Source organism: Boudabousia tangfeifanii (assembly GCF_001856685.1).
Taxonomy (GTDB): Bacteria; Actinomycetota; Actinomycetes; order Actinomycetales; family Actinomycetaceae; genus Boudabousia; species Boudabousia tangfeifanii.
In genome coordinates this window covers 2163128-2181428 of record NZ_CP017812.1, presented here as the reverse complement: position 1 = coordinate 2181428, position 18301 = coordinate 2163128, and the positions used below count along the sequence as shown (strand labels likewise).

The window sequence follows — 18301 nt, the reverse complement described above, 5'->3', positions numbered from 1 at the left end:
AAATGAAAATAAGTATGGAAAGCCTAACTAGCGATTTTTTTGCCACAAATTTGATAAATAAGTTTCGAATCTCCTTATTGATTCTAAAAAATGGTTTTTTATACATAGTTGTATCTCGCGTTAGGGACTTATTTATGGGTTATTCTTCAATCCTTACTACATTTCTAGTTTCAATCTGAATAGTGACAAGCGACTTCTCGAACTTGTTTTCTTATGGGGTTTTGAAACTTTAGAAATTTAGTAAGTGCCCGCACATGAGCAAACCAAAGCTCGGCAGATCGATTGATTTGCCAATGCTTTGGTTTGACAAAGTTTTTGGAGATAATTTAAGTGTCGAGTTTTTATACTGCTGAAGCAGCTGGCCGTCGCCGCAATACTTTGCGTCGAGGGATGGCCGGTCTGTTGGCTGCTGGGATGGCCGTAACCCTAGGGGCATTTGGCGTTAACTTCCCCAGTGATTCAGCACAGGCTTATACCGTTGAGACCGTTCCTGGTCCAGCGATTGACAAGAATCCAGTTGCCAAAGCAACCATGGAGCATACCTTTGCCGAGGGTGTGACCCCGGCTCCCGGTGCGACCTTCACCTACAACGGCAAGGTTGAATTTACCGGTGTTTCTGGGACTAACCTCGAAAATATTTACACGATTTACGTGACTCAGGGCGAAAAGGCTCCTTTTACTCCAGCGCCCACTAAATCCTCTTTGACTTTTACGGATCAAAATGGTTCTCCGGTACAGCCGCAAAGTTTAGAAATTGAAAAAGTCAACGATAACACTTGGAAGTATGTAGCTAAGGGCATGAGCGGTGATATTACCGCTAAGTTCTCAAATGAAGCGCAGATATCTGCTGATGCAACTTCTGGTGATTTTGCTTCCGCTTCAATTAGCGGCGAGGTGCTATCTAAGCCTGTTTTGGACATGCAAAAGTCCGATGGCATGTTGGTCTCGGCTCTTGATGGTTCTACTTCTGATGGTGTTTCGACCCCATCTCGTGGTTGTAGAGGCTATGTAACCAATACTTGGACAAGTAAGCCTGGTGCATGGTTGCTTGATATCAAACTTGCGGACAATGCTGGTAAGGGCAAGGTCAAGTTTGACGACGCTCCTTTCAGTAATGGTGCGCAGCAACCAGCAAACTGGCAAGATCCTTCAACCTTTAACTCATTAAAGGTAACTGACGCGAGCGGTAAAGATATTACTGCTGATATTTTGGCAGGTTCATCTTACGTGAATCCTGATCCTTCCAAACCGCAGTATGTTATTGATCCTTTGATTGCTAAAACCGGCAACGCTCAATGGATTGATTCCACTAACTGGGTTTGGGACCCTTCAACTTGGACTGGTCGCACATGGTTGCCAGCCGGCGCTACCGTGGTAGCAACTCATGGTTACACCTTCGAAAACTGTGTTGACCCAGGTCTATCAACAGATGGCGATACCAATCGTAATATTGCATTTGCTTTAGAAATTGCCCGTCCTGAGGTTACTGCTAACGCGAATGATAACGATCTAATCATTCTTCCAAGCAAACCCGGTGAAGCACCCAAACCGGACAAAGCCTGGTGTGAAGATATTTTCATTCAAAAGGGAAATGGCACTACTTTTAGCGATGTAGTTGCGGTTAATCCAGAGGTAACACCATTGGCTGTTAGGGATATTCGAGATTCCTTGAACCCTAAGCCGTATGCTGGGGCGATTGCTCTTTCGCCTATCACCAAGGATAAGATTTATTACCTGAACAATAAGAAGGTGTTTGTAGCACCAACGACTCCTGGTTCTACGGGCGTAGATGCTGGTTTCCCACCAGTTAATGTGATTGACAATGTAGGTGCTGGTATTGGCATTGACCCGAATGGAGTGATTTGGGTAATGATTTCTGGTGGCACATTGTTTTCTTTGGACCCCAATGCGGAATCTCCCCAATGGATTAGCCATGGTACGCCTATCAATCCTGATGCTCCAGGCAACTATTTTTATGATTTAACATTTGCTCAAGATGGCACTTTGCTTTTAGTCGCAAATAACTTGTCTGGAAGTAAAAAGTCGTATTCAAAGGGTGTTTACTTCTTTAATAAGGAGAGCATTGACAAGGTTCGTCCTGAAACGGAGACCTTTACTCCTAATAAGACGGAAGTTTTCAGTGCTAAAACAACGGCAGAACGAATTAGTTATGTGAATGGTTTTGCTGTTGATCGTGAAGGTAACTTGTATGTCGGTGGCGGCTTCGATAATTCATTGTTCCTTCTAAAAGATGGAGTGATGACCAAGGTACTAAACAGCCGCTTTACTGATGGTATTGCTGATATGGGTTCATGCTCTTTCTATCCTGCAGATACTCCACCAGAGGTTAATAATGACCCGAAGTTCCAGGTGCAGAAGTCGGCGATCGACCCAGTAACTGGTGCTGTGGCTAAAGCTGGTGCAACTACCGAGAACTCGGCAGTGATTGCTGCTGATGGCTCGACCACCATTCAGTACTTGGTGACTGTTGCTAACACTGGTGGCGGCGCGGGCGATCCTGGCGATGTTACCGATACGATTGCTCCGCCTAAGGGCTTCACCATTATGGACGTCCTCGTCGATGGTAAGTCTGTGAGCGCTAATAACGTTTTGACTTTGCGCCCAGGCAACTTGGAAGCAAACTCCTACAAGAGCTACAAGATTACGGTCAAGCTACAGGCTGATAGCCTCGAGGCTGGCAATAATGCAGTTGGCGAATGTCGAAACGAAGGCCCAGGTCAAGCTGGCGGCGGTTTCTTCAACTCCGTCACTATGAATAATGATTCTGATGGCGCCGACAACAATGACGCTTGTGTGCCGGTGAAGCCGCGTCCAAAGGCTCACCTCAAGCTCGTTAAGCAGATTGTCAACCAGGATGGTTCGCTCTCTGACGATCAGAGTGCCGCCAAGAAGTTCGGTCTAAGTGCCGGTTCTGGTGATCCTTCGAGCATGCTTACTTCGGTAAACGGTGTTACCGGTTCCGAGGGCGTGGATAAGGACGTTATCGCCGGTACCTACGTGCTAAACGAACAGCCTCTCGCTGACCAGCCCGAGAACGAATACTTCGCCCTCGGTGATTGGAAGTGTGATTCTGGCAAGACTGTTGAAAACGGTCGCGTACAGCTCAACGAAAACGACAATGTCACCTGTACTGTCAAGAACACTCGGATGCCGTTAACTCACATCCAGAAGTTCCCGGCAGACCCAACTGACGACAATGTTCACGTTGGTAAGCTACAGACTCCAGAACTCATCCCAGGTTCCAACCCAGCTCAGTACCGGACTGAAGTTAGCTATCTAATCAAGGTCACTAACACCTCGACCTTCACAGCTAACACTGCTCAGATTCGTGACTACTTCAAGGTCCCAGCTGGAATGAAGTGGGATGGCGACAAGCCAGCTAAGGTTGAGTTCGTGCCAGGCACCACCGGTGCTAAGGCAGCAGACTTGGCTACCACTTTGACCAAGGCTGAATTGGAAAACACTTCTAAGGGAGACGGCGCTCGTCTAGCAAGTGCCGTAACAAACTTGCCGGCGAAGGGTGAAGTTAGCTTCAAGGTAACTATTCCGTTGCTCTTGGACACCACCCCTGATCCACAGACTGGATTGTCTGCCTACGATCAGAACGCTGCCAAGTTGGCAGAATGCTACAGCGGCGAACGTGAGGGTGAAAAATTCACCACCACTGCCAGCGGCATTGCCAACCGAACCTCTTTGGAAAACGAAGACTTGCGATACAACCAGATTCCAATCTTGGATAACTACGCTTGTATCCCAGTAAAGATCGATGGCTCCTGGAAGGTACAGAAGTTTGCCCCTGCTGAAGGCGGCGGCTATGTGCCAAACGCAGGTACTACTGGCCCGGCAGTTCGCGTCACCACCAACGGAGATGCTTTTGAAGCAACCGTTAATTATAAGGTACGCGTAACTAACAACGGACCGACTGCTTCGCTCAGCCCAGTTGTCACCGATTCCGTAACCTTGCCAGAAGGCTTCAACGTCACTGCTCTGCGTTGGCAGGTCGAGGGCGCCGATCGTTTCAACGATGTTCCTCAGCCAGGCAACCAGAATGTGGCCAACTTCGAGCTACCGGCAAGTACGAAACCAGTACCGGCTACCACCGATACTGCCCAAGAACCTGCGTTCAAGAACTACATCGACTACATCGTGCAAGTTACTGGACGCACCAACGGCCAAAACATCACGGCCGAACAATGGGAAAAAGCTGGCACCTGTGAAACAGAGAATGCCGGTAACGCTTCCGCAGGTGGTTTCTTCAACCAAGTAACCATTCCTAACGAACAAGATCCCAATGCCGACAACGATAACGACGCTTGTGTGCCAGTAGTTTCTTCTGGGGTACCAGTTCGTATTATTAAGACTGACTCGTCAGGTAACACTGCACTACCTGGGGCGAAGTTCGCGTTATATGACGTAGATCCTACCCAGAGTGACGCATTACCTATCGAAGAAGTAATTAATGGCCTGTCGGAAGAAGCTGCTTATGGTAACGTAGGCAACGAGTTCACCAACCCGGGCATCGTCGATGCTCTTGGTGAAGCAAGTAAAACCGAAACTGTATTCGAGACAAAGCCTCTGCAGATAGGTAAGACGTACTGGTTAGTTGAAACTCAGGCGCCTTTCACCTCGAAAGCAGGTGTGGAGACTCGCTACAACCTACTAGCACAGCCCCTGAAGTTCCGGGTGAACGCCGGTGGAATCATTGAGCCATATGACAATGGCTCAGGTCAGCCGGTTGTCTCTGATGAGGCAGAATGTGATCCTACACGCGATAACGGGTGCGATTGGCAAACTTCCCCTAAGATAGTAGATGGTGGAACCTTCTACGTCTTCAAGGGCGTAGTCAATGTTCGTGATACACGAACTGCAGAATTGCCAAAAGCTGGCGGTAACGGACGCGGTCCGCTCATTGCCATGGCTGTTCTGATAATCTTGGTAAGTCTAGGGCTTACCTACAAGACTTCCGCGGTTGCCACTCGGTACGTCAGTACTGGGAAACCACGGGATAGCCGCAAGGCATAACCAACCCAGTTGGTTAACCAACTCCGGCAACCAGCCCTGCCCACTCGGCAGAGAGGGTAGGAGACCGGAAACCGGAAGCTGGCAACCGCCAGATTCCTAAAAGTAAACAAGGGAAATCAGGAGAAAAACTATGACCCGCACTTTCACCCGCGCAACCGCGAGCCTATCGGTCGCAGCTGTTGCCGTTCTAGGCCTCGGCTCCTCGATGGCATTTGCTGCTACCCCAGAGGGCGCAGCTACTCCAGAGAGCACCGTAGTAACCACTAAGGACGTTACTGCTAACGTTGGCGCCATGGACAAGGATGCCGCTGTATCCTTGACCATCCACAAGTTCACCCCAGGCTCCAAGAAGGCTGAAGCCAATGGTAAGGAACTAGCCGACACCACCGAAGCTCTCGGTTCAGAAGCTAAGCCAGTTGAAGGCGTTCAGTTCGACGCTTACACCGTTGAATACGACGGCGCTGCTCTAGACCTCACCACCAACGCTGGCTGGAAGCTAGCCACCGAATTCAAGAAGTTGTACGACGGCGACAAGTCCGCTACCACTTGGGAATTCGAAGGCAAGAACTTCACCCTATCCGCAGCCGCTGCTGCTACCGGCAAGACCGCTGCTGACGGCTCCTTGAAGATGACCACCCTTTCCAAGAGCCTCTACGTTGTCAAGGAAACCGTTCCTGCAGGCAACGCTGGCGTCAAGGTTGGCGGCGAAGAATTGAAGGCATCCGAAGCTCTTAACCCAGCTCAGGACGGCTTCGTTGTTGCTCTTCCTTTGACCGACCCAACCACCAAGAATGCTTGGATGTACGACGTTCACGTCTACCCCAAGAACTCCAAGGCTGGCATCAAGAAGGAAATCGTTGACACCACCGCTCCAGGTTCCGGCAACGCAGCAGCCAAGTCCGAAGTAACCTACAAGGTTACCACCGACATCCCGAACGTTGAAAAGCTTGCTGAATACCAGGTCATCGACGGTTTGAACGAAAAGCTCACCTACACCGGTGAAGGCAAGGACGTTCTAAAGGTTGTTGACGGCGAAACCTTCGCTGCTGGCACCGATTACAACATCGTTTCCACCAAGTCCACCCTTGATCAGAAGACCTACGTAACCGTCACCTTCACCGATGCCGGTTTGCGTAAGTTGGAAGCCAACAAGGGCAAGAAGGTCGAATGGACCCTAAACGCACACGTGGAAGACACCACTGCTGCTCAGGAAATCCCGAACGACGCTCACTTGGTCCAGACCCCTGGCGACACTCCTTCCAACTCCTGGAACCCAGAGACCTCGCCTAACAAGCCTGGCGATGACCCGAAGAAGCCAAACATTCCTGGTATCCCTTCGAACGAAGTTAAGACCTACTACGGCAAGGCTAAGATCGTCAAGGTTGACAAGACCAACACTGAGACCAAGCTAGCCGGCGCAGTCTTCAAGCTCTACCAGTGCAACGCTGAAGGCAAGTTCGTTAAGCCGGACGGTAGCCTTGCTGATACCGACGCTGAAGCTGAAGTTTCGGTTGACGGCGTAAGCGAATGGACCTCCGCTGAGAAGACTGGTCTTGTTGAAATCGACGGCCTTTTGGTTAACGATTTCCGCAACAACTCCGAAAACGATGCTGCTGGCACCCCATGGAAGACCAACTGGTTCTACTGCTTGAAGGAAACCAAGGCTCCTGCAGGTTACGAATTGCTTCCTAACCCAGTGCGGTTCCAGGTTCTCAAGACCAACGCTAACTTCACTTCTGAATTTAACGTTGAAAACGTACCAACCAACGCTGGCTTCAAGCTACCTGTTACCGGTGGCGCAGGCATCACCGCTTTGGTTGCCGCTGGCACCTTGTTGCTAGCCGGCTCCGGTGCATACGTCTTGGCTGCTAACCGCAAGCGTAAGCAGGCCTGATTGCACTAAAGTCGACTAAAACAGTCGACTAGCATAAGCTCTTGGGGGAGGGGAACTTAACCGTTCCCCTCCCCCAAACAGCATTTAACCCAAAAAGCTGCAGGAGACAAATGAGCACCGCCACTGAACAACAGCTCGACGAACAAACCAAACCCGTCGGCAAAGCGCGCAAAACCAAGGCACCAAAACGCCGCCGTAAGCGCAACGTCAGTGCCCTATTCCCACTAATCGGTGCCCTCGTAGGCATCGCCCTCCTGCTCTACCCAGTATTCGCCACACGCTTCAACAACGTCCAACAACAAAAACTAGCGAACGAATACTCAGTCAAAATCAAAGACACCTCCAGTGACGTCCTGCAAAAATCACTCGAAAAAGCAGAACGATACAATAACGACCTCGCCTCCGGCCTGATCCTGGACCCCTTCATCGACGACGTGGCCCCAGACTCGCCCGACTACCGCGAATACCTCAAAGAACTAAACACCGAAAAAGTAATGGGCCAAGTGCGCGTCCCATCCGCACAAATTAATCTGCCCATCTACCACGGTACCGAACCACACACCCTCGAAATGGGTGTCGGTCACCTCTACGGCTCCTCACTTCCAATTGGCGGTAAAAATACCCACGCCGTTCTTACCGGACACACCGGTCTACCAAACGCCACCCTCTTCGACAACCTCACCAAGGTAAAAGAAGGCGACGCCATCTACATGAACGTGTCAGGCCGCGACATGAAATACGTGGTCAACAATATTCGCGTCGTCCTACCAACCCAAACCAAGAGCCTTAAACCAGTCGACGGCAAAGACCTCCTCACACTCATTACCTGTACCCCATACGGTGTTAACTCACACCGCCTCCTAGTCACCGGTGAACGTGCCCCACTCGACCCCGTAGAAGCCCAAAGCGTCGAAAAACAAGCCGAAATCGTAGCCCCATGGGACTGGTGGATGATCGTCCTCCTCGTCGGCGCAGTCGTAGCCGGCCTCATCATCTTCGGCCTACTTATCCGCCTATTCTTCCTCAACCGTCGCCGACGCAAAGAAGAAGAAGCTGAAAAAGCTGCCCTCGCAGCCAACCCGGCACTCGCACTCGCCGCTGTGCCAAGTGAAAACGAAAACGATTCAGCACAGCAGCCAAGTGCTACCACTTCAGCAGGCGTCACCGGCCTAGGCCAAGAAACCCAAGCGCCACAAGTACCATCGCGCACCTCCATCTTCGCCCCAGTGCACCCCAGCTCCGTCACCCCAGAAGGCTTGGCACAAGCTGCGCAAAGCCCAGGACTCGGAACCTCTACCGCGGCCACCGAAACCATCGCCCTCGACAAACTCGCCGAAGGCAAAGCAAACGCACAAAATGCAGCCGCAGCCGAAACAGATCTTGCTGCCTTCGCCACCGACGCAGCCGCAGAACAAGCTCAGCCAGCTGCACCAAGCCCTGAAGCAGGGCAGCCTGCAGGCAAGCAAGACACGGCCATCGAAGCAAGCGCTCCAAACATGGACGCAAACACCACGGAAGCAAGCACCACCGCTGCCGCCGAAGCAGCCGTTGCCACCGAGCCAAGCACCGAAACCAGTGCCGCCGGAATCGCCCTCGGCAGTCAACTCGCCGCCACCGAAACCACCGGCAGCATCCGACGCACCCGACTACACGAAACTACCGACCCAACCATCACCGGTAACATTCGTCGTCAACCACTCGGAACCACTGTCCCAGCCGCAACCACCGCCGCCAGCCTGGCTGAAAGCAAAACCTCAGAAGCAGCCGCAGGGCTCGCCGGTGCGGCAGGACTTGGCTACACCACCGACCTACTCGCCCAGCGAGAAGAAAACGAACCAAAGCGCTACAACGCCAACCCATACGAAGACGACACCATCGTTCGCTCCGAAACAGCCCAGGCTGACAGCCTAAGCAAGGACGAGGCCACCAGCGATCAAGCTGAAAACCTCGACAATGCCAACGTTGCAGACAGTCAAACTGCGGAAACTCAAGCCGGGCAAACTACTGCGAGCGACAGTGAGTCTCAGCAAGAATACAGCTACGAGACCCAAGCAACTGTAAGCCAAGAAGGCCAGACTGCATACGACCAGGCCGCTTACGATCAGGCTGGTTATCAGCAGGGTGAGTACTCTGAGGCTGATTATGCTGCTGCTGGTTACGATCAGTATGCCTATGCTGAAGGTGATTACCAGCAGGGTGAGTACGCGGTTGAAGGTTACGACCAGGCCGGCTACGATCAGGCCGCTTACGATCAGGCTGGTTATCAGCAGGGTGAGTACTCTGAGGCTGATTATGCTGCTGCTGGTTACGATCAGTATGCCTATGCTGAAGGTGATTACCAGCAGGGTGAGTACGCGGTTGAAGGTTACGACCAGGCCGGCTACGATCAGGCCGCTTACGATCAGGCTGGTTATCAGCAGGGTGAATACACCGCAGCTGAATACGCGGCCGCAGGCTATGACCAAAACACCTATGTTGAAGGTGACTACCAGCAGGGCGAATACGCGGTTGAAGGCTACGACCAGACCGCTTACGACCAGGCCGCCTATGATCAGACTGGTTATGACCAAGCTGCCTATGATCAGGCTGGCTACCAGCAAGGTGAATACACCGCAGCTGAATACGCGGCCGCAGGCTATGACCAAAACACCTATGCTGAAGGTGACTACCAGCAGGGCGAATACGCGGTTGAAGGCTACGACCAGGCCGCCTACGACCAAGCTGGTTATGATCAGGCTCAATACCAGTCTGCAGAAGCAACTACCGAAACTGCCACCGATGCCTCGCAATACCAGACAGCTGAAGTTGGAAACGACACCGCTACTGGAACTGAAACTGCGAACCAAACCGAAAGTGCAGAAGAATACGATCGTTCTTCCTTCTTCGGTAGTAGCTACACTAGCCAAACTACCGGTGCCGAAAGCACCGAGGCAAACGTGCCTACAGGTACGGCTCCCATTACAAGCACAGAAGAAGGCACCGCCGCCGCAGTGGCAGCTAGCGGTTTAGGAGTTGCCTCCGCTGCTAAGCGCACTGACGATCCAGCCCCGATCCCAACCTCCAAGCCAACCGAGGACACCGCATACTCGCGCTTCGTCGCCGCTACCCAGGCAATCTCGCGTTACCACTCGGCAATGCAAGAATCCGCCCTCGACGAAGCCGAAGCACAGTACCTCGAAGCAGAAGGCACCCGCACAGACTCCATTGAAAAGGTCAACACCTCGACCCACATGGTGGATCTACTCGGTGAATCCGAAAACCAAAGCGCTAAACCACGCGAAGCAGACACTCGTGAAACCGGGGCTAATGCAACCCATGGCAGACAGTCGGCAACCCCAACTGCTGCCCCACAAGCAACCCCAGCCGCGACCACCCCAGCTGCACCTGCCGCCACCAGCTACTCGGGCTACAGCAGTGACATCCCGGCAGAAAGCCCACTCGGATCATGGCGTCAACGGCACCCCATTGCCCAAAGCATGACCCCAGCCCAGCCGGAACCAAAGCCAGAGCCCAAGCCAGCAAACCCATTTGCGGACACCGAGCTACCCGAATACACCTACGTGCCATGGCACGTACGCCAAGCTCAAAAAGCTGCCGCCGAGGCCGAAGCAGCCGTCCAAGCACAAGCCGAGGCCGCTGCCACCACCGAAAGCGCACCAGCAACCCCAAGCGTAGCCAGCTCGCAACCAGCAGCAGAAACCCCTGCTACCCCAACCCCAACCACGGGCCAAGGTCGAGCAGAAACCACTGCCAGCAGCCCAACGGCACCACGCAGCTACAACCGCTACGGCTCAGTCGGCACCTTCTCGTCCCGCTACGGCAGTGGCCCCTCGCCATTCGCCGCCGCTGCCAGCTACGAGCCAACCACCGGCGCCGAACTAGCCCAGCCACGCACCAGCAGTGCATCAAGCGACAGCCAAGCACCAGCCGCAACCTCGGCAATGCCAGCTCAAAGCGAAGCACCAGCAGCGCCAACGGCACCAGAACCCACGCCAGCAGCGCCAGCACCAGAAGCAGCGTCACGCGTGCGCACCGCCTGGCCAACCGGCCTCTCAATGCCATCGGCTAGCACCACCGCTCAAACCACCGGGGAAACGACCTCGGCCAGCGAAAGCGCCCCAAGTGCCGCCAACGCCTACGGGATCAACCGCAACCCAGAGCAAAGTGCAGACAGCCAGCCAGTCGAAGAAACTGAAAGTACCCAACCAAGTAGCAACACCCCGCCACCATACGTGCGTACCTTCAGCGTTCCCGCCCCACCAAAGCGGCCTGGAATCCCAGACGACCTCGGCGCAAACCAATAGACGCCAAACACCGCTAGCTAGCCTCTAGCTAGCGGTGAACAGGGCAGCGCCCAACAATCCAGACAGCCCCAACCGCGCTAGACTGAGGGTATGGAAAATGACTCGCGCACCCCAATGTCACAGCCGCCTGTAGCGGAAAAACGACCAGAAAACCGCACCCACCACGGTCACGCCTTCGTTGACCCGTGGGAATGGCTCAGAGACAAAGAAAACCCCGAAGTCATCTCCCTGATCGAAGCAGAAAACCAGTGGACCGAACAAAACCTCGCTGCCACCAAAACCCTGCAAGACACCCTCGTTGACGAATACCGGGCACACACCAAGCTAGACGACACCTCAGTACCCACCCGAATCGGAAACTGGTGGTACTACGCCGTCGTCCAAACCGGCAAAGACTACCCCATCTACCTGCGCACCCCAGCGGACCAAGAAAACTACTACCAAGAGCCCCCAAAGGTCAACCCAGACAACCCCACAGAGTTGCCTGACGGGACTCAAGCCCACCTACTAGTAGACGTCAACGCCCTCGCCCAAGGGGAAAGCTTCACCAGCACCACCAACCACGAAATTTCCCCCGACGCCCGCTACTACACCTACGCCGTCGACCACTCCGGCGACGAACGCTTTACCCAATACGTGCTCGACACCGTCAGTGGACAAATCGTCGACCAAATCGAAAACGTAGTCTACGGCGTCGCCTGGTCCGCCTCCTCAAACTGCCTCTACTACGTTCGCGCCGACGAAGCCTGGCGCTCACACCAAGTCTGGCTACACCGCCTCGGCCAGCCCGCCGAAACCGACGAACTCATCTACCAAGAAGACGACGAAACCTTCAACGTCGGCATCGAAGCCTCCCGTGACGGCAACTGGATCATAATGGTCGCCGGAGCTACCAACACCAGCGAAACCTGGCTAATCGACGCCCACGCCCAAGGTGGCACCGCCCCAGCTAGGCCCACCTCTGTAGCAGGACGACACAAAGGAGTCGAATACCAAGTCGAACCAGCCGGAGATCACCTGCTAATCGTCCACAACCTCAACGAAATTGAAGGCGAACTTGCCTGGGCCCCACTCCCAGCACCCGGCGTCACCGGCAGCCCCAGCGCCTGGCAAAGCCTACTAAAACCAGTAGAAGGTCAACGCTTCCTCTCCATTAGCGCCTGCGCCACCCACGCCACCCTAGAACTACGCTCCAACGCCAGTGCCGCCGGCCTCTACCTGCTACCCGACCCAGAACACAAATGGGTAGTCGAAGGCCAACTCACCGCACCAGGAGTAGCCGAGGATGCCCCCCTGACCGTCTACCCACAACCAGGCGGATGGTGGTGGAACCCGCTCCTACGCTACGCCGTCACCAGCCTAAAAACTGCGCCCACCATCCTCGAAATTGATCCCACCGACGCCAAAAACATCATGGTGCGCAAAACCACCGAAACCCCAGGTTTCAACCCCGACGACTACCTCGAAGAACGACAGTGGGCCACCGCCGAAGACGGCACCAAAATCCCACTCACCGTCATCCGTCGCGTCGACCTCGACCAACAAGCACCCGGCGCCGGCGTCATCTACGGCTACGGCTCCTACGAAATCAGCATCGACCCCACCTTCTCCAGCCACATCCAATCGCTGCTAGACCGCGGCGTCACCTACGCCATCGCCCACCCACGCGGCGGCGGCGAACAAGGACGAGCTTGGTACGAACACGGTCGCATGGAATTCAAGCGCAACACCTTCACCGACTTCATTGCCTGTGCCCAACACCTGATCACCTCCGGGCAAGTCGCCGCAAACCGCCTCGCCGCCCTCGGCGGGTCAGCCGGTGGACTCCTCATGGGTGCCGTCGCTAACCTTGCGCCACAAACCTTCCGAGCCATCGCTGCTATGGTTCCATTTGTTGACGCTCTGAACACCATCTTGCGCCCAGAACTGCCCCTAACCGTAGGGGAGTGGGACGAATGGGGTAACCCGCTCGAAAACGCTGACGTCTACCAGTACATGCGCTCATACAGTCCCTACGAGAACGTTGCCGAGGGCGTGCAATACCCCGCTATCCTCGCCACCACCTCACTGAACGACACCCGCGTGTTCTACGTCGAACCACTCAAATGGATCCAACGACTACGCGAAGCCACCACCAACAATCCCACCGAGCGCCCGCTGCTCTACCACTGCGAAATGGTCGCCGGCCACGCCGGCAAGAGTGGCCGTGAAGGACGCTGGGAAGAATACGCCCAAGTATTCAGCTTCCTCCTCGGACAAATCGAAGCCACCGAACTAACCGTCACCCCCAACGAAAACTAAACCGCCAACCCAAACCAAAGGAAACACCATGAAAACCAACCAAGCAGGCATCGCCCTCGAAGTTTGCGTTGACGACCTAGCCGGCGCCTACGCCGCCGCAGACGCCGGAGCCAACCGCATCGAATACTGTGAAGACCTCAACGTCGGCGGCACCACCCCCGCCCTTGCTGAAGTCGCCCTACTCTCGCGCACCCTCGTGAACGCAGACCTACAAATCATGGTGCGACCACGCGGCGGAGATTTCGTCCACTCCCAACGCGAAATCGACCTAATCTGCACCGAAATTGAGGCCTTCAGACACCTCACACCAACCCACGACATCCAAATCGGATTCGTTTTCGGCACCCTCAACCCAGACCTGACCGTCAATGCCGCCGCCTGCAAACAAATCCGGGAAGCAGCCGGCGATCGCCTCCTCACCTTCCACCGAGCCATCGACTCCGTCCCCAACTGGGAAGAAGCAATCGACGCCCTCGGAGAAGCCGGAGTCAACCTCATCCTCACCACCGGCAAAGGCGTAGCCCCCGCCGATGAAGGCCAAGGCTACTCCACCGAAGGCATGATCAAACTAGCTCAGCGCGGTGAAAAATACGGCCTCGGCGTCCTCGCCTCAGGCGGACTACGCCCCGAAAAATGGGACGGCGGGCTCCTCGAAGCTGGCTTCACCCAATACCATCTACGAGCCCCCTGGACCCCAGAAGAAAACGGCAAACAAAACTCCTACGGCAGTCCCATGCGCGAAACCAGCCACGGATGGACCACTACCAACCCAGAAATCGTCGCTGGATTCGCAGGCAAACTAGCTGGCTAAAGACAACGCGCCAGAGCGCAGATTAAAGAGATTAAAGCTTGATCGCGCTGTCACCAAAACCCGTAGCACCTAAAGTGCCACCACCAAACCCGCACAGTAAAAGGACCACATGAGCACCAGCATCCTCTGGTTTCGTCGAGACCTGCGCACGGGCGACCACCCCGCCCTCGCCGCCGCCGCAACCTGGGCCCAACACGGCAGCACCCCAAACGGTCAAAACGAACAAGCCGAAGTGCTACCCGTTTTTATCTTCGACCCCGCGCAATGTCACCTGCACGGACGCTGGCGCTACCACGCCCTCATCAACGGCCTACAAGAACTCAACCGGACACTAGATGGGCGCCTTTTGGTCCTCTGGGAAGACCCCGTCACCGCCATCAGCCGGCTCGCCAAAACTATCGGAGCCAACTCGGTCCACGTCACCGACGACTACACCCCATACGCGCAAGACCTCTATGAGCGGGTCGAGGACGCCCTCGACCAACAAAACCTGCCCCTCGTGCGCACGGGCGACCCCTACCTGATTCCACCCGGAACCATCACCACCCAAGACGGTGGCAACTACAAAGTCTTCACCGCCTTCTCCAAACGCTGGTTCGCCCTACCACACCCAGGCCCCATGCCCACCAAGGTTCGAAACGGCAAAATAGAAGCAAAAATTGGCAGATCTATCGCCAAAACCGTCGATATAGACCAGGTCCCGGCAGGAGGGTTAAAAGTAACTGCGATCCTCAAAGACCCTAGCGAAATCAGCGGCTTCGAATCGCAAACAGTCAACCTAGACAAGTGCACTGGGGCTGTGCCCGAAGTGTGGACCACCCACATCGGAGAAAAACAAGCCAAAGTGCGACTCGAAGAATTTCTCACCGGTCCCGCCGGAGTCAACTACGATACCGACCGCGACCGGATGGATCGAGACGGCACCAGTCGCCTTTCCACCCAGCTCGCTTACGGCACCATCCACCCACGCACCATCCTCGCTGAACTAGCGCAAGCGGACCTACCCGAAAAAGCCAGCGAACGATACGCCACCGAAATTGCATGGCGAGAGTTCTACGGTGACTTCCTATACTGTCAGCCAGACTCCGCCTGGGAAAACGTTAACCCCGGCTTCGCCCGCTTCGACTGGGATGATGACCAAGAAAAATTCGAAAAATGGTGCCAAGGCCAAACCGGATACCCAGTCGTAGACGCTGCCATGCACCAGCTCGTCGAAAGCGGTTGGATGCACAACCGAGCCCGCATGGTCGTCGCCTCCTTCCTGACCAAACACCTCCTACTGCCCTGGCAATGGGGAGCCAAATTCTTCCTCCACCACCTAGTGGACGCCGAATTTGCCTCCAACCAACACGGCTGGCAATGGACCGCCGGTACCGGCACCGACGCCTCACCCTACTTCCGGGTCTTCAACCCCTACCTGCAAGGCGCCAAATTCGACCCTGAAGCCATCTACATTCGTGCCTGGAATCCAGCCCTGCAAAGCCTGCTAGAACGAAGCGAAAACGAAAGCGAAAGCAAAACCCTACCCGGGCTAGAAATACCAGAAAATAAGCCCCACAAAGTTGCCTACCCGAGGCCGCTCAAAGCTGGAAAAACCATCTGGCTCAAAGAACTTGACGCCAAAACAGCCAAAAAACTACACGAAAAACCAGGGCAGGCAGACTACCCAGAACCCATCGTTGACCACAAAACCGCCCGCGAAGAAGCACTCCGCCGCTACCACGCCAGAAACGACTAGGCGACGATTGGCAGTTCGCCCGTAGGTGCAGTAGGTGCTACTGCAGAAAACAGGCTGATAAAAAACGAGAAGCGCCACCGGGCAGTTGACGTGCCGGTGTGACAGGTGGAACGCCAAGCAAATGCCAAAAGCGCCACCGGTCTGGAATCAAAACATTAAAAAAGGTGGGAGCCAGAAAACTGACTCCCACCCAAAGACAAAAAGCTAACTAGCTAGCCTGCTTACGACCACGGCGCCAAACCACAATCAAAGCCACAATCGCCACTAGCAACAAGACGAACAACCAGTTTGGAACAGCCGTGAAAGCAGCCGACAAGCTACTCTCCAGCTCCACCTGGGTGTCAGCAGTCATCAACGAAGGCAAATGGTTCGAACCGCCGGTGAAAGCCAAAAGCAAACCAAGGATCACGAACAAAATGCCTGAGAAGAACGCGCCGCGGGTAGTCCAACGACCCAAAACCTTCATTGGAGTCGGCTTCAACCAACCCGGATGAGTCGACTGCAAGTAGTCCCAAATAAAGGCCAAAATAACCACCGGGGTAGCCATGCCCAAACCATAGAAGAGCATCATAAAGCCGCCCCGGACTGGGCTACCACCCAAACCGGCCAAAGCCAACATAGCGCCCAAAATTGGACCAGAACAACCCACGCCAGCGAGCGCATAACCAGCACCCAAACCGAAAGTGGCCAAAGGATTCGCACCCTGCGAGGTGGCCTTAATCGCATTCATCCCACTGTTATCAGCGGCCGGCTTTGCTGCCGGAGCATTAGCTGACAAGCGAGCAGCACTAACGCCACCAGCCTTCGCCTCGCCAGGATGAGAAGCAACCGCCAAGCCGCCCTCGGCAGGCAAAGAAGCCGCCCGAGCCGACTGACCCAAAGTCACACCCTTAGCCGCCCCAGCGCCCACAGTACCAACCGAAGCACCCGGCTTAGCCTTCCGCGAGAAATGAGGGAACGGTAAACTAAAAGCCTGCCAAATACCCAAAACGGCGATCAGCAAACCCAACACCAAAGAAATCCGAGACTGGTAGGTGCGCAACAAAGAACCCAAAGAACCAGCCAAGAACCCCAAAGGAGCCAAAGCCACCAAAATACCCAGCGTGAAAATGCCAGTCTTGGCCAACAAATCACGACGAGAAGCCGTCGCAAAAGCAAAGAAACCAGGCAACATCAAAGCCGCACAAGGGGCAAAAAGGGTCAACCAGCCGCCAAAATAGGCGCCCGCAAACGTCAAATCCAAAACTAAACCTGCTTTGTTAGAAAAAGAAACGAAACGAACAGAAAACTAGGCAACTACTACTTCTTAGCAGCAGCCAAGCGATCATTAATCGTGTTCAAGAAGAAATCAGTCGGGTAAGCGCCACCGATGAAAGCATCGCCCACCACGAAAGCTGGGGTGCCACCAATGCCGATACGCTGAGCTTCCTGAGTCTCCGCATCAACTGCCTGCTTCAGAGTTGGATCCTTGTAATCCTTCTCAAACTGGGCCATATCTGGCACGCCAGCCTTCTGGGCAATCTGCTTGACCAAATCGTCAGTGTAATCAGGGTGGCCATGGCCAGCCTCTTCATAAGCAGTACGCACGAAATCCCAGAACTTACCCTGCTTAGCGGCAGCACGCGAACCAATCGCAGCCAAATCAGAGTGGTGAGGCTGGGTGAAGATAGAAAGATCGCGCCATTCGATACGGATCTTTCCTTCCTCAGCCAACTTCTTAATCTCTGGGAAGGAAGTCAATTCGAAACGAGTACACATGGGGCAAGCAAAGTCTTCCCACATAGTCATCACAACTGGGGCATCAACTGGGCCCAAAGCGCGAGGATCATTAGCCTCACGACGAGGCAAACCCTTCACAAATTCCAAAGTCTTAGGATCAGTAATCGGCTCGGCCTTAGTAGGCTGCTGAGCCTGATCAGCGCTCTTACCATCCTGGGCTGGAGCCGAAGCTTCCACCGTGGCAGGAGCATTAGTGGCCGAACGAGCGCCCACTGACTTGCCCATCATAAAAGAAACCACAGCAACCAAAACCAAAACAAGGGCAACCAATAGCGGCACTAGCCACTTTGGGTTACCTCCGGTCGCAGTCTGGTCAGCAGTCTTCAGGGCAGGACCCTGGGAAACATTACGTTTTGCGGCCATTAATCCAACTTTCGAATCAAGAATCAACAAACGGGTAGAAAAACCCGAGGATATACGGTTTAAGTCTA

Annotated in this window: 8 protein-coding genes; 6 read left to right on the top strand and 2 right to left on the bottom strand. The window is 54.5% G+C overall.

Features of this window, described 5'->3' with window-relative positions; genetic code table 11:
- The first annotated feature begins 330 nt into the window (after nt 1-330).
- The 6 genes from BK816_RS08880 (at nt 331) to BK816_RS08855 (ending at nt 16091) form a co-directional block, all read left to right on the top strand.
- A complete protein-coding gene (locus tag BK816_RS08880; RefSeq protein WP_071164834.1) occupies nt 331-5043 on the top strand; it encodes a SpaA isopeptide-forming pilin-related protein in 4713 nt (1570 codons plus the stop codon).
- Between the two features lie 130 nt (nt 5044-5173).
- Complete coding sequence (locus BK816_RS08875; RefSeq protein ID WP_071164833.1) at nt 5174-6937, top strand: SpaH/EbpB family LPXTG-anchored major pilin; 1764 nt, start codon at nt 5174-5176, stop codon at nt 6935-6937.
- Nucleotides 6938-7047: 110 nt separating this feature from the next.
- Complete coding sequence (locus tag BK816_RS08870; RefSeq protein WP_071164832.1) at nt 7048-11241, top strand: class C sortase; 4194 nt, start codon at nt 7048-7050, stop codon at nt 11239-11241.
- Nucleotides 11242-11331: 90 nt separating this feature from the next.
- Nucleotides 11332-13542: a S9 family peptidase gene (locus tag BK816_RS08865; protein WP_071164831.1), complete on the top strand. Its 2211-nt coding sequence runs from the start codon at nt 11332-11334 to the stop codon at nt 13540-13542.
- A gap of 28 nt (nt 13543-13570) precedes the next feature.
- Nucleotides 13571-14353, top strand: coding sequence for a copper homeostasis protein CutC (locus BK816_RS08860; RefSeq protein WP_071164830.1), 783 nt, complete (start codon nt 13571-13573; stop codon nt 14351-14353).
- A 109-nt stretch (nt 14354-14462) separates the two neighbouring features.
- Entirely contained in the window at nt 14463-16091 is a 1629-nt protein-coding gene (locus BK816_RS08855) for a cryptochrome/photolyase family protein (protein ID WP_071164829.1), read from the top strand.
- 208 nt (nt 16092-16299) lie between these two features.
- Here the strand turns inward: BK816_RS08855 and BK816_RS08850 are convergent, their stop codons facing one another.
- Both BK816_RS08850 and BK816_RS08845 read right to left on the bottom strand, forming a co-directional pair.
- On the bottom strand, nt 16300-17334 hold the full coding sequence (locus BK816_RS08850; RefSeq protein ID WP_071164828.1) for a cytochrome c biogenesis CcdA family protein: 1035 nt from the start codon (nt 17332-17334) through the stop codon (nt 16300-16302).
- 56 nt (nt 17335-17390) lie between these two features.
- On the bottom strand, nt 17391-18233 hold the full coding sequence (locus BK816_RS08845; protein WP_071164827.1) for a DsbA family protein: 843 nt from the start codon (nt 18231-18233) through the stop codon (nt 17391-17393).
- Nucleotides 18234-18301 lie beyond the last annotated feature (68 nt).

Excerpts from the sequence above, each read along its gene's own strand:
- BK816_RS08875 (WP_071164833.1), top strand. The coding sequence starts at position 5,174 with ATGACCCGCACTTTCACCCGCGCAACCGCGAGCCTATCGGTCGCAGCT.
- BK816_RS08870 (WP_071164832.1), top strand. The coding sequence starts at position 7,048 with ATGAGCACCGCCACTGAACAACAGCTCGACGAACAAACCAAACCCGTC.
- BK816_RS08865 (WP_071164831.1), top strand. The coding sequence starts at position 11,332 with ATGGAAAATGACTCGCGCACCCCAATGTCACAGCCGCCTGTAGCGGAA.
- BK816_RS08860 (WP_071164830.1), top strand. The coding sequence starts at position 13,571 with ATGAAAACCAACCAAGCAGGCATCGCCCTCGAAGTTTGCGTTGACGAC.
- BK816_RS08855 (WP_071164829.1), top strand. The coding sequence starts at position 14,463 with ATGAGCACCAGCATCCTCTGGTTTCGTCGAGACCTGCGCACGGGCGAC.
- BK816_RS08845 (WP_071164827.1), bottom strand. The coding sequence starts at position 18,233 with ATGGCCGCAAAACGTAATGTTTCCCAGGGTCCTGCCCTGAAGACTGCT.